Source organism: Pseudomonas sp. URMO17WK12:I11, assembly GCF_007677725.1.
GTDB lineage: Bacteria > Pseudomonadota > Gammaproteobacteria > Pseudomonadales > Pseudomonadaceae > Aquipseudomonas.
In genome coordinates, this window is the sequence record NZ_VEDF01000018.1 from 1 (window position 1) to 12,862 (window position 12,862).

At 63.3% G+C, this 12,862-nt stretch carries 10 protein-coding genes and 2 tRNA genes; all 12 read left to right on the plus strand.

Annotated elements, in window-relative coordinates:
- Positions 1–311: 311 nt before the first annotated feature.
- The 12 genes from FS665_RS22550 to FS665_RS22605 all read left to right on the plus strand — a co-directional run bounded on the left by FS665_RS22550 (position 312) and on the right by FS665_RS22605 (position 12,862).
- Positions 312–1,532 carry an aspartate aminotransferase family protein gene (locus FS665_RS22550; protein ID WP_145193492.1) on the plus strand — a complete coding sequence of 407 codons (1,221 nt, stop codon included), beginning with the start codon at positions 312–314 and terminating at the stop codon, positions 1,530–1,532.
- A gap of 123 nt (positions 1,533–1,655) precedes the next feature.
- Positions 1,656–2,675 (plus strand): arginine/ornithine succinyltransferase subunit alpha, encoded by a 1,020-nt coding sequence (gene aruF, locus FS665_RS22555; protein WP_145193494.1) that lies wholly within the window; start codon positions 1,656–1,658, stop codon positions 2,673–2,675.
- Between the two features lie 60 nt (positions 2,676–2,735).
- Positions 2,736–3,764, plus strand: coding sequence for an arginine N-succinyltransferase (gene astA, locus FS665_RS22560; RefSeq protein ID WP_145193495.1), 1,029 nt, complete (start codon positions 2,736–2,738; stop codon positions 3,762–3,764).
- The gene (astD, locus tag FS665_RS22565) at positions 3,765–5,228 is read left to right on the plus strand and encodes a succinylglutamate-semialdehyde dehydrogenase (protein ID WP_145193497.1); all 1,464 of its coding nucleotides are present in this window, start codon (positions 3,765–3,767) and stop codon (positions 5,226–5,228) included.
- 23 nt (positions 5,229–5,251) lie between these two features.
- Positions 5,252–6,601, plus strand: a complete 1,350-nt coding sequence (gene astB, locus FS665_RS22570; RefSeq protein WP_145193499.1) for an N-succinylarginine dihydrolase — start codon at positions 5,252–5,254, stop codon at positions 6,599–6,601.
- Between the two features lie 14 nt (positions 6,602–6,615).
- Positions 6,616–6,906, plus strand: coding sequence for a topoisomerase II (locus tag FS665_RS22575; protein WP_145193501.1), 291 nt, complete (start codon positions 6,616–6,618; stop codon positions 6,904–6,906).
- 10 nt (positions 6,907–6,916) lie between these two features.
- Positions 6,917–7,924 (plus strand): succinylglutamate desuccinylase, encoded by a 1,008-nt coding sequence (gene astE / locus FS665_RS22580; RefSeq protein WP_145193503.1) that lies wholly within the window; start codon positions 6,917–6,919, stop codon positions 7,922–7,924.
- Positions 7,925–8,232: 308 nt separating this feature from the next.
- Complete coding sequence (gene alaS / locus FS665_RS22585; RefSeq protein ID WP_145193505.1) at positions 8,233–10,857, plus strand: alanine--tRNA ligase; 2,625 nt, start codon at positions 8,233–8,235, stop codon at positions 10,855–10,857.
- A 73-nt stretch (positions 10,858–10,930) separates the two neighbouring features.
- Positions 10,931–12,166 (plus strand): aspartate kinase, encoded by a 1,236-nt coding sequence (locus FS665_RS22590; protein ID WP_145193507.1) that lies wholly within the window; start codon positions 10,931–10,933, stop codon positions 12,164–12,166.
- A gap of 165 nt (positions 12,167–12,331) precedes the next feature.
- Positions 12,332–12,520, plus strand: a complete 189-nt coding sequence (gene csrA, locus FS665_RS22595) for a carbon storage regulator CsrA (protein WP_003254503.1) — start codon at positions 12,332–12,334, stop codon at positions 12,518–12,520.
- Between the two features lie 72 nt (positions 12,521–12,592).
- A tRNA-Ser gene (locus FS665_RS22600) sits at positions 12,593–12,683 on the plus strand.
- Between the two features lie 105 nt (positions 12,684–12,788).
- Positions 12,789–12,862, plus strand: a tRNA-Arg gene (locus FS665_RS22605).

Here is a 12,862-nt window from a genome sequence, read left to right on the forward strand (position 1 = left end):
AACGTAGGAGCGAGCGCTAGCTCGCGATGCGCCGCGCGGGCGGCGCTCGATTTTCGCCACAACACAGCAACAACGGCATGCACCCTTTGCTCCGCCTCGAATTGCCTGTGCACACCCGTTCACCCAGCCCCCTCTCTCCCGTACACTGCGCGATTGCGACAGTGTTTGTCGCATTGCCGAAAGCCTGGCTGAAACAGGGTTTTGCGCTGTAACAAGTTGTCGCTTGGCCGCAAGGACAGGCGCGGATCAGTCCTTACAATCCCCCCATCGCTCGCCAGTACCAGGCCAGCGTTTCGCTTCAGGAGACTCAGATGTCCGTTGAGCAAGCCCCGGTGCAACGTGCCGATTTCGACCAGGTGATGGTCCCCAACTATTCCCCGGCGGCTTTCATCCCGGTGCGAGGCGAGGGCTCCCGCGTGTGGGATCAGTCCGGTCGCGAGCTCATCGACTTTGCCGGCGGCATTGCGGTCAATGCCCTGGGCCACTGCCACCCTGCGCTGGTCAAGGCCTTGACCGAGCAGGCCAATACCCTCTGGCATGTATCCAACGTCTTCACCAACGAGCCGGCCCTGCGCCTGGCCCACAAGCTGGTCGAGGCCACCTTTGCCGACCGTGCGTTCTTCTGCAACTCCGGCGCCGAGTCCAACGAAGCCGCCTTCAAGCTGGCGCGCCGCGTCGCTCATGACCGTTTCGGCCCTGAAAAGCACGAGATCATCGCGACGGTGAACAGCTTCCATGGCCGTACCCTGTTCACCGTCAGCGTTGGCGGCCAGCCCAAGTACTCCGATGGCTTTGGCCCCAAGATCACCGGCATCAGCCACGTGCCGTACAACGACCTGGAAGCGCTCAAGGCGCAGATTTCCGACAAGACCTGCGCCGTAGTGATCGAGCCGATCCAGGGTGAGAGCGGTGTCGTGCCTGCCGACAAGGCCTACCTGGAAGGCGCGCGCCAGCTGTGCGACGCGCACAACGCCCTGCTGATCTTCGACGAAGTGCAAACCGGTGTCGGCCGTACCGGCTCGCTGTACGCTTACCAGCACTACGGCGTCACCCCGGACATCCTGACCAGCGCCAAGAGCCTGGGCGGCGGCTTCCCGATCGGCGCCATGCTCACCACCGAAGCACTGGCCAAGCACCTGGCCGTCGGCACCCACGGCACCACCTATGGCGGCAACCCATTGGGCTGCGCGGTGGCCTGTGCAGTGCTGGATGTGATCAATACGCCGCAGACGCTGGCCGGCATCAAGGCCAAACACGAGCGCTTCAAGGCGCGCCTGCAAGCCATCGGTCAGCAGTACGGCCTGTTCAGCCAAGTGCGTGGCGTCGGTTTGCTGATCGGCTGCGTGCTCAGCGAAGCCTGGCAGGGCAAGGCCAAGGACGTGCTCAATGCCGCCGAAAAGCAAGGCGTGATGGTTTTGCAGGCCGGCCCCGACGTGGTGCGCTTCGCCCCGAGCCTGGTGGTCGAGGATGCCGATATCGACGAAGGCCTGGACCGCTTCGAACGCGCCGTGGCGCAGCTGACGCAAGGCTGATCGGCTTGCGTTTGATTCACTGGCCCGCCTGGGCCGGTGAATTCCGAATCCAATGCCGGTGCTGCTGCACCGGTGGTTTTTCCGTGCCGTCGCGAACGGCGCGTCTTCCAAAGGAGTGACACCATGCTGGTGATGCGCCCTGCGCAAATGGCTGATCTGAACGAAGTGCAGCGCATGGCTGCCGACAGCCCCGTTGGTGTCACCTCGCTGCCGGACGACGCGGCCCGCCTGGGCGACAAGATCGCCGCCTCGGAAACCTCATTCGCTGCCGAGGTCAGCTTCAACGGCGAGGAAAGCTATTTCTTCGTGCTCGAAGACAGCGACACCGGCAAACTGGCCGGCTGCTCGGCGATCGTCGCTTCTGCCGGCTACTCCGAGCCGTTCTACAGCTTTCGCAACGAGACCTTCGTGCACGCCTCGCGCGAACTGAAGATCCACAACAAGATCCACGTCTTGTCGTTGTGCCATGACCTGACTGGCAACAGCCTGTTGACCAGCTTCTATGTGCTGCCAGAGCTGGTCAACAGCGGTTGGGCCGAGCTCAATTCCCGCGGGCGTTTGCTGTTCATGGCCTCGCACCCCGAGCGCTTCGCCGATTCGGTGGTCACCGAGATCGTCGGCTACAGCGACGAGCAGGGCGAGTCGCCGTTCTGGGACGCCATCGGCCGCAACTTCTTCGACCTCAACTACGCCCATGCCGAGCGCCTGTGCGGGCTCAAGAGCCGCACCTTCCTCGCCGAGCTGATGCCCAACTATCCGATCTATGTGCCGTTGCTGCCCGACGCTGCCCAGGAAGCCATGGGCCAGGTGCACCCGCGGGCGCAGATCACCTTCGATATCCTCATGCGAGAGGGGTTCGAGACCGAGCACTACATCGACATCTTCGACGGCGGCCCGACCCTGCATGCGCGCACCTCGGGGATTCGCTCGATCGCCCAGAGCCGTACGGTGCCGGTCAAGCTGGATGACACGCCGGTCAAGGGCGGGCGCCCGTACCTGGTGTGCAACAGCCAGTTGCAGGACTACCGGGCGGTGCTGCTCGAGCTGGATTGGGTGCCAGGCAAGCCGCTTGGGCTGAGCCGCCAGGCGGCCGAAACGCTGGGTGTGGGCGAGGGCGCCAGCGTGCGTCTGGTCGCGGCCTGAGCCGCTGCGATCGCAAGAGTGAGTTCTGCGTTGGCACAGGCCGGCGCACAAGGAGATAGCATGATCGTTCGTCCTGTACGCAGCAGCGATTTACCCGCGCTGATCGAATTGGCTCGCAGCACCGGCACCACCGGGCTGACCACGCTCCCGGCCAATGAGGAGCGCCTGGGTCATCGGGTCGGCTGGGCCGAGAAGAGCTTTCGCGGCGAAGCCGAGCGTGGCGACACCGACTACCTGTTCGTGCTCGAGAACGACGAAGGCCTGGTGGTTGGCATCAGTGCCATTGCCGGCGCCGTCGGCCTGCGCGAGCCCTGGTACAACTACCGCGTCGGCCTGACCGTCAGCGCCTCGCAGGAGCTGAACATCTACCGCGAGATTCCCACACTGTTCCTGGCCAACGACCTGACCGGCAACTCCGAGCTGTGCTCGCTGTTCCTGCGCAGCGACTACCGCTCCGGGCGCACCGGGCGCCTGTTGTCCTGCGCGCGGATGCTGTTCATCGCCGAATTCCCGGAGCTGTTCGGCAACAAGATCATCGCCGAGATGCGCGGCATGTCCGATGAGCACGGGCGCTCGCCATTCTGGGAAAGCCTGGGCCGACACTTCTTCAAGATGGAGTTCAGCCAGGCCGACTACCTGACCGGGGTCGGCAACAAGTCATTCATCGCCGAATTGATGCCCAAGTTTCCGCTCTACACCTGTTTCCTCTCCGAGGCTGCGCGCAGCGTCATTGGCCGCGTGCACAAGGACACCGAACCTGCACTGGCGATGCTCAAGCAGGAAGGCTTCAGCTACCAGGGCTATGTCGACATCTTCGATGCAGGCCCGGCAGTGGAATGTGAAACGGCGAAGATTCGTGCCGTGCGCGACAGTCAGAACCTGGTCCTGGCCATCGGCACGCCTGGTGAAGATGCGACGCCTTACATCATTCACAACCGCAAGCGCGACGACTGCCGTATCACTGCAGCGCCTGCGCGCCTGGCCGCCGGCACCTTGGTGGTCGATCCGCTGACCGCCAAGCGCCTGCGCATGGGTGCGGGTGACAATGTTCGCGCCGTACCGCTGTCGGCCAGCCGGGAGGGCCAGTAAATGACCACCCATTACATCGGCGGTCACTGGCTGAGTGGCCAGGGCGAAACCGTGCAATCGCTCAACCCGGTGACCCAGGCCGTGATCTGGCAAGGCCAGGGCGCCGATGCCGGTCAGGTCGATGCGGCGGTCAAGGCCGCGCGCCAGGCGTTTCCAGCCTGGGCGCAGTTGAGCCTGCAAGCGCGCATCGATCTGCTCGAGCGCTTCGCCGAGCAGCTCAAGCAGCATGCCCAGGCGCTGGCGCACTGCATTGGCGAAGAAACCGGCAAGCCCTTGTGGGAGTCGGCCACCGAGGTGACCAGCATGGTCAACAAGGTGGCCATTTCCGTACAGAGCTATCGCGAGCGTACCGGCGAGAAGAGCGGCCCGCTGGCCGACGCCACGGCTGTGCTGCGGCACAAACCACATGGCGTAGTAGCGGTGTTCGGCCCTTACAACTTTCCTGGGCACCTGCCCAATGGTCACATCGTGCCGGCGCTGTTGGCGGGCAACTGTGTGGTGTTCAAGCCGAGCGAGCTGACGCCCAAGGTCGCCGAGCTGACGGTCAATTGCTGGGTAGCCGCAGGCTTGCCGGCGGGTGTGCTGAACCTGCTGCAAGGGGCGCGCGAGACCGGCATGGCGCTGGCTGCCCATGCGGGCATCGACGGGTTGTTCTTCACCGGTTCCAGCCGTACTGGCAACCTGCTGCATCAGCAGTTCGCCGGCCGCCCCGACAAGATCCTGGCCTTGGAGATGGGCGGCAACAACCCTTTGGTGGTGGAGCAGGTCAAGGACCTCGACGCTGCGGTGTACACCATCATCCAGTCGGCATTCATCTCGGCCGGCCAGCGGTGTACCTGCGCACGGCGCCTGTTGGTGCCCGAGGGCGCCTGGGGCGACGCCCTGCTGGCGCGATTGGTCGAGGTCTGCAAAGGCATCAGTGTCGGCGCCTTCGACCAGCAACCAGCACCGTTCATGGGCTCGGTCATTTCGCTGCAGGCGGCGCAGGCGTTGCTGGCTGCCCAGCGTGACCTGCTGGGCAAGGGCGCCGTGGCGCTGTTGCCGATGACCCAGCCCCAGGCCGCTGCCGCGCTGCTCACCCCCGGCATCCTCGACGTCACGGCGGTGGCCGAGCGGGCGGACGAAGAGCTGTTCGGTCCGCTGCTGCAAGTGCTGCGCTACCGCGACTTCGACGCGGCGGTCGAGGAGGCCAACGCTACCCAGTACGGCTTGGCTGCAGGGTTGTTGTCCGACTCGCAGGCGCGTTACGAGGAGTTCTGGCTGCGCAGCCGCGCCGGCATCGTCAATTGGAACAAGCAGCTGACCGGCGCCGCCAGCAGCGCGCCGTTCGGTGGTGTCGGCGCCAGTGGCAATCATCGCGCCAGCGCCTATTACGCTGCCGACTACTGTGCCTACCCCGTGGCTTCGCTGGAAAGCGCCAGCCTTGCCCTGCCGGCGACCCTGACGCCGGGCGTCACCCTATAACAACAGGTCACGGAGCCTTGCCGATGAAATCCTATGAAGTGAATTTTGATGGTCTGGTGGGGCCGACCCACAATTACGGCGGCTTGTCCTACGGCAACGTGGCTTCGCAGAGCAACAGCCAGCAAGGTTCCAATCCGCGCGAAGCTGCGCGCCAGGGCCTGGCGAAAATGAAAGCGCTGGCCGACCTGGGCTTCAAGCAAGGGTTGCTGGCGCCCCAGGAACGCCCGGATGTCGCCGCTTTGCGCCAGCTGGGCTTCACCGGCAGCGATGCCCAGGTGATCCAGCAGGCGGCCAGCCAGGCCATGCCGCTGCTGGTCGCCAGTTGCTCGGCTTCGAGCATGTGGGTGGCCAACGCCGCGACTGTCAGCCCCAGCGCCGACACTGCCGATGGCCGGGTGCATTTCACCGCCGCCAACCTCAACTGCAAGTTTCACCGCAGTATCGAGCATCCCACCACCAGCCGCGTGCTGGCGGCGATGTTCGCCAACGAGCGGCACTTCGCCCACCATCCGGCATTGCCGGCGGTGGCGCAGTTCGGCGACGAAGGCGCGGCCAATCACACGCGTTTTTGCCGCGATTACGGTGAGCCTGGCGTGGAGTTCTTCGTCTATGGCCGCAGCGCCTTCGACAGCCGCTACCCTGCGCCGCAGAAGTACCCGGCGCGCCAGACCCTGGAAGCGTCCCAGGCCGTTGCGCGGCTGCATGGCCTGAGCGACGACGCGGTGGTCTACGCTCAACAGAATCCCGCTGTGATCGATCAGGGCGTGTTTCACAACGATGTGATCGCCGTCGGCAATGCTGAAGTGTTGTTCCATCACCAGGACGCCTTTCTCGACAGCGACGCGGTGCTCGGCCAACTGCAGGCTAAACTGGCCAGCAAGGGCGGTCATTTTCAGGCCATCGCTGTGCCACGCGCGGCCGTGACGGTAGAGGACGCGGTACGCTCCTACCTGTTCAACAGCCAGCTGCTCAGCCGAGACGATGGCTCGATGCTGTTGGTGGTGCCGGAGGAGTGCCGTAACAATGAGCGCGTGTGGGCCTACCTTGGCCAACTCACCGCCCAGGGCGGCCCGGTCAAGGAGGTCAAGGTGTTCGACCTCAAGCAGAGCATGCAGAACGGCGGCGGCCCGGCGTGCCTGCGCTTGCGCGTGGCCTTGCAGGAATCCGAGCTGGCGGCGGTCAATCCAGGGGTTATCATGAGCGCCCCGTTGTACGCCACCTTGCTGCAATGGGTCGACAAGCATTACCGCGATCGCCTGGTCGAGGCGGACCTTGCCGACCCACAGCTGTTGCTCGAATGCCGTATCGCGCTGGATGAATTGACCCAGATTCTGCAGTTGGGCTCGGTGTACCCGTTCCAACGCCAACCTTGAAGAGAGTATTTACAATGACCGACGCCCTGCGCCTGATCCTCGAAGACCACGACGGCACCCAGCTGGAAACCTCCTGCACACGCTTCGCCGTGCTGTGGCAAGGCAAGGAAGTATGGATTCAGCAGGATGGTCGCGGCCAGTTGCTGATCGGTGTCGACGTGGAAGAAGGCGATGCCGAGTACGCCAACCTACTGCTGCGTCCGATGGCCACCAACCTGGTCAGCCTGCAGCTGGAGATGGAACCGGCCGAAGTCGACGAAGACGACGACCACGTCCACGGCCCTGATTGCGGCCACCACCACTAAGGAAGCGTCTATGCTCGCCCTTGGCAAATTGCTCGAGCTGACCCTGACCGACCACGAGCCGGCCGAGAAGACCCAAGTGACCACCAAGGGCGTGCGCCTGCGCTGGCTGGGGGAGGGCGCGCTGGAAGTGCGCCCGCCCGACACCGAGGACTGTGGGCTCGACCTGTTGTTGTCGGCGGGCATCCACGGCAACGAAACGGCGCCGATCGAGCTGTTGGAAAGGCTGCTGCATGGCGTGGCCGATGGCACGATCAGACCCCGTGCTCGGGTGCTGTTCCTGTTTGGTAACCCTGCGGCGATTCGGCGTGGCGAGCGTTTCGTCGAGCAAGATATCAACCGCCTGTTCAACGGCCGTCACGCGCTGTCCAGTGGCTTCGAAGCGCTGCGCGCGGCCGAACTGGAGCAGTTCGCCCGGGTGTTTTTCAGCAAGCCTGAGCGCACCCGCCTGCATTACGACTTGCACACCGCCATCCGCGGCTCGAAGATCGAGCAGTTCGCCCTGTACCCGTTCAAGGAAGGGCGCAAGCACTCGCGCCGCGAACTGGCCCGCCTGGCGGCAGCCGGGATGGAGGCGGTGCTGCTGCAAAGCAAGTCGTCGATCACCTTCAGCGCCTTCACCTACGAACAGCTCGAGGCCGAGGCCTTCACCCTGGAGCTGGGCAAGGCGCGACCGTTTGGCCAGAACGAGCAGGTCAATCTGGACAAGCTCGAAGCGCGGCTGATCCAGATCATCGAGGCCAGCGAGCCTGAAGTCGAAGCCTCACTGGACGGCCTGCAGCTGTTCAGCGTCGCCCGTGAAATCATCAAGCACAGCGACAGCTTCCACCTGCACTTGCCGGCCGACATCGAGAACTTCTCGGAGTTGAGCAAGGGCTATCTGCTGGCCGAAGACCTGGCGCAGATGCGCTGGGTGGTCGAGGAGGAGGGTGCGCGCATCATTTTCCCCAATCCAAAGGTTCGCAACGGCCTGCGGGCTGGCATCCTGGTGGTTCCCGATTCAGGCCAGCAATTGGGCTGAACGCCGTGGCGCCCGGCCTGGCTCCGGGCGCCCACGGCGATTCGCGGCTTCGATGAAAACCTTTTAATTCACCGCCTGTTCCCTTTTCCCTTCCCTTGGGCGGTAATTGGCTTGCCAGTGGCGAAACGCTGCATTTAGCATCGGCTCATGTCAATTTCGCTTGCACACGTCGCAAAAGCCGTGCGTTCGACGTTTTCTATCGCATAAACACACTGCACCGAGTTTGCAGGACCGATATAATGCGGCCCTTTGCCGTCGTTTCGTCGACGTGTTTGCCCAACAGGGCCGCCGTTTCCGTGGAAGAACCTATGAAAAGCGCAGAAATCCGTGAAGCCTTCCTTCGCTTCTTCGAAGAGCAGGGCCATACCCGAGTCGCCTCCAGTTCGCTAATCCCGAACAACGACCCGACCCTGCTGTTCACCAACGCCGGCATGAACCAGTTCAAGGACTGCTTCCTGGGTGCCGAGAAGCGCGCCTATACCCGCGCCGTCAGCAGCCAGAAGTGCGTGCGCGCAGGCGGCAAGCACAACGACCTGGAAAACGTCGGCTACACCGCGCGCCACCATACCTTCTTCGAGATGCTGGGCAACTTCAGCTTCGGCGATTACTTCAAGCGCGATGCGATCACCTTCGCCTGGACCTTCCTGACCTCTGACAAGTGGCTGAACCTGCCCAAGGAAAAGCTCTGGGTCACGGTCTACGCCAGCGACGACGAAGCCTACGACATCTGGACCAAGGAAGTCGGTGTGCCGGCCGAGCGCATGGTGCGTATCGGCGACAACAAAGGCGCACCGTACGCCTCCGACAACTTCTGGACCATGGGCGACACCGGCCCGTGCGGCCCTTGCACCGAGATCTTCTACGATCACGGTGCCGACATATGGGGCGGCCCACCCGGCTCGCCGGAAGAAGACGGCGACCGTTACATCGAGATCTGGAACAACGTCTTCATGCAGTTCAACCGCACCGCCGATGGCGTGCTGCACCCGCTGCCAGCGCCGTCGGTGGATACCGGCATGGGCCTGGAGCGCATCAGTGCGGTCATGCAGCACGTGCACTCGAACTACGAGATCGACCTGTTCCAGAACCTGCTGGGCGCCGCGGCCAAGGCCATCGGCTGCAGCAACGACGGCCAGGCCTCGCTGAAAGTGGTCGCCGACCACATTCGTTCCTGTGGCTTCCTGATCGCCGACGGCGTGCTGCCCTCCAATGAAGGCCGCGGCTACGTGCTGCGTCGCATCATTCGCCGCGCCTGCCGCCATGGCAACAAGCTCGGTGCCAAGGGCAGCTTCTTCTATCAGATCGTTGCCGCCCTGGCCGCCGAGATGGGCGAGGCCTTCCCGGAGCTGAAAAACCAGCAGGCGCACATCGAGCGCGTGCTCAAGGCAGAGGAAGAACAGTTCGCCAAGACCCTCGAACAGGGCCTGCGCATCCTCGAGCAGGACCTGGCCCAGTTGCAGGGCAACGTGGTTCCGGGTGATGTGGTGTTCAAGCTGTACGACACCTACGGCTTCCCGATGGACCTGACCGCCGACATCGCCCGTGAACGCGAGCTGAGCATCGACGAGGCGGGCTTCGAGCGCGAGATGGAAGCCCAGCGTGAGCGGGCCCGCTCGGCCAGCGCCTTCGGCATGGACTACAACAGCCTGGTCAAGGTCGACAGCGCTACCGAATTCCTGGGTTACGACGCCACCGAAGGGCAGGGCAAGATCATCGCCCTGTACAAGGACGGCCAGTCGGTCGACCAGCTCGGTGAAGGCGAGCAAGGTGTCGTGGTGCTTGACCGCACACCGTTCTATGCCGAATCCGGTGGCCAGGTCGGCGATAGCGGGTTCCTGCAGGCTGGCGCTGCGCGTTTCGACGTGCGCGACACCACCAAGACTGGCGGTGCCTTCCTGCACCACGGCGTGGTCGCCAGCGGCGCACTGCTGATCGGCGCGCCGGTCGAGGCCAAGGTCGACGCCCAGGTGCAGCACGCCACCGCCTTGAACCACTCGGCTACCCACCTGCTGCACGAAGCGCTGCGCCAGGTACTGGGCGAGCACGTGCAGCAGAAGGGCTCGCTGGTCGACAGCCAGCGCCTGCGTTTCGACTTCAGCCATTTCGAGGCGGTATCGCCTGCACAGATCAAGGCCCTGGAAGAGATCGTCAACCGCGAGGTGCGCCGCAATACGCCGGTGCAGACCGAGCTGACCGACATCGAAACCGCCAAGGCCAAGGGCGCCATGGCGCTGTTCGGCGAGAAGTACGGCGACACCGTGCGCGTGCTGACCATGGGCGGTGATTTTTCCGTCGAGCTGTGCGGCGGCATCCATGCCAAGCGCACCGGCGACATCAGTGTATTCAAGATCATCAGTGAAGGTGGCGTGGCCTCTGGCGTGCGCCGTATCGAAGCGGTCACCGGCGCCGCTGCCCTGGCTTATCTGAACGCTGCCGAAGAGCAGGTCAAGGAAGCGGCGCAGCTGGTCAAGGGCAACCGTGACAACCTGATCGACAAGCTGTCGGCTGTGCTCGAGCGCAACCGTCAGCTGGAAAAGCAGCTTGAACAGCTGCAGGCCAAGGCCGCCAGCGCCGCCGGGGACGATCTCTCCAATGCGGCCGTGGAGGTCAAGGGGGCCAAGGTGCTTGCCGCTCGCCTGGATGGGCAGGATGGCAAGGCGCTGCTGGCCCTGGTCGATCAACTGAAGAACAAGCTCGGCCACGCAGTGATCCTGCTGGGCAGCGAGCATGAGGGCAAGGTCGTGCTGGTGGCAGGCGTGACCAAGGACCTCTCCAGCCAACTCAAGGCTGGTGACCTGATGAAACAAGCCGCCGCAATCGTGGGTGGCAAGGGCGGCGGTCGTCCGGACATGGCTCAGGGCGGTGGCGTCGACGCCGCCGCCCTGGATCAGGCCCTGGCCCTGGCCGTCCCGTTCGCAGAGCAGGGACTTTGAGATGAGGGGGCCATGCGCCCCCTCATGTTGGATGGTTTTTTTGGGGCCCTGTAAGGGCTGAGGCACCATTGAAATGGCGTTGATCGTACAGAAATTTGGCGGCACCTCTGTCGGTTCCATCGAGCGGATCGAGCAGGTTGCCGAAAAGGTCAAGAAGCACCGTGAGGCTGGCGATGACCTGGTGGTCGTGCTGTCGGCCATGAGCGGTGAGACCAATCGCCTGATCGACCTGGCCAAGCAGATCACCGATCAGCCGGTTCCACGGGAACTGGACGTGATCGTCTCCACCGGTGAACAGGTCACCATTGCCCTGTTGGCCATGGCCTTGATCAAGCGTGGCGTGCCAGCGGTGTCGTACACCGGCAACCAGGTGCGCATCCTCACCGACAGCGCGCACAACAAGGCGCGCATCCTGCAGATCGACGACCAGAAGATCCGCGCCGACCTCAAGGCCGGTCGCGTGGTCGTGGTCGCCGGCTTCCAGGGTGTGGACGAGCACGGCAGCATCACCACCCTCGGCCGTGGCGGCTCGGACACCACTGGCGTGGCCCTGGCGGCTGCGCTCAAGGCCGACGAGTGCCAGATCTACACCGACGTCGACGGCGTCTACACCACCGATCCGCGCGTCGTGCCGCAGGCGCAGCGTCTGGAGAAGATCACCTTCGAAGAGATGCTGGAAATGGCCAGCCTCGGCTCCAAGGTGCTGCAGATCCGCTCGGTGGAGTTCGCCGGCAAGTACAACGTTCCGCTGCGCGTGCTGCACAGCTTCAAGGAGGGTCCGGGTACCCTCATTACCATCGATGAAGAGGAATCCATGGAACAGCCGATCATTTCCGGTATCGCCTTCAACCGTGATGAGGCCAAGCTGACCATCCGTGGCGTGCCGGATACCCCCGGCGTGGCCTTCAAGATCCTCGGCCCGATCAGCGCTTCGAACATCGAAGTGGACATGATCGTGCAGAATGTATCCCACGATAACACCACCGACTTCACCTTCACCGTACACCGCAACGAGTACGAGAAGGCCTACAGCGTGCTGGAAAACACCGCTCGGGAAATCGGCGCGCGTGAGGTCATCGGTGACACCAAGATCGCCAAGGTGTCGATCGTCGGCGTCGGTATGCGCTCGCACGCAGGCGTTGCCAGCCGCATGTTCGAGTCCTTGGCCAAGGAGAGCATCAATATCCAGATGATCTCCACCTCCGAGATCAAGGTTTCGGTGGTGATCGAAGAGAAGTATCTGGAACTGGCCGTACGCGCGCTGCACACCGCGTTCGAGCTCGACGCTCCCGCCCGACAGGGTGAGTAAGGCCTAGCCTGAAGGGCGCGGCTTGCCGCGCCCTTCGCGTTTCTGGTCGTCACACGGGCCTTGTCCTGCCTGTGCGATGGCCACCCTGGCTCAGTGCCGTCGTCCACGGCCGAGCCAAGCCATTCGAAGACTGTATCCCTGACTGTTTTGCGTAAGGAGAAAGCTATGTTGATTCTGACTCGTCGGTGCGCCGAGAGCCTGATCATTGGAGACGGCGAGATCACCGTGACGGTGCTCGGCGTCAAAGGCAACCAGGTACGGATCGGTGTCAGCGCGCCCAAAGAAGTGGCCGTGCACCGTGAAGAAATCTACCTGCGGATCAAGAAAGAGAAGGACGAAGAGCCAAGCCTTTAATTCTTTTGAAGTTTTTTTCAAAAAAAGGGTTGCAAACGAGGAAGAGGGTGTTTAATATTCGCCTCGTGTTGCGGTGAGGTGGCCGAGTGGCCGAAGGCGCTCCCCTGCTAAGGGAGTATACCTCATAAGGGTATCGGGGGTTCGAATCCCCCCTTCACCGCCATTATTTGCGTAGGGCGCTGTAAACAGCAAGATTGCTAAGTCGTTGAAGTTAAACGAAAAGTTCTTGCAAAAATGTTTCAGCGAACTATCATGCGCGGCAAGACACGGACTCATAGCTCAGCTGGATAGAGTACTCGGCTACGAACCGAGCGGTCGCAGGTTCGAATCCTGCTGAGTCCG

Bases quoted from the DNA above. Each gene is read 5' to 3' on its own strand.
- astA (WP_145193495.1), top strand. From the start codon at position 2,736: ATGATCGTTCGTCCTGTACGCAGCAGCGATTTACCCGCGCTGATCGAA.
- astE (WP_145193503.1), top strand. From the start codon at position 6,917: ATGCTCGCCCTTGGCAAATTGCTCGAGCTGACCCTGACCGACCACGAG.
- FS665_RS22590 (WP_145193507.1), top strand. From the start codon at position 10,931: ATGGCGTTGATCGTACAGAAATTTGGCGGCACCTCTGTCGGTTCCATC.
- astB (WP_145193499.1), top strand. From the start codon at position 5,252: ATGAAATCCTATGAAGTGAATTTTGATGGTCTGGTGGGGCCGACCCAC.
- astD (WP_145193497.1), top strand. From the start codon at position 3,765: ATGACCACCCATTACATCGGCGGTCACTGGCTGAGTGGCCAGGGCGAA.
- alaS (WP_145193505.1), top strand. From the start codon at position 8,233: ATGAAAAGCGCAGAAATCCGTGAAGCCTTCCTTCGCTTCTTCGAAGAG.
- FS665_RS22575 (WP_145193501.1), top strand. From the start codon at position 6,616: ATGACCGACGCCCTGCGCCTGATCCTCGAAGACCACGACGGCACCCAG.
- aruF (WP_145193494.1), top strand. From the start codon at position 1,656: ATGCTGGTGATGCGCCCTGCGCAAATGGCTGATCTGAACGAAGTGCAG.
- FS665_RS22550 (WP_145193492.1), top strand. From the start codon at position 312: ATGTCCGTTGAGCAAGCCCCGGTGCAACGTGCCGATTTCGACCAGGTG.
- csrA (WP_003254503.1), top strand. From the start codon at position 12,332: ATGTTGATTCTGACTCGTCGGTGCGCCGAGAGCCTGATCATTGGAGAC.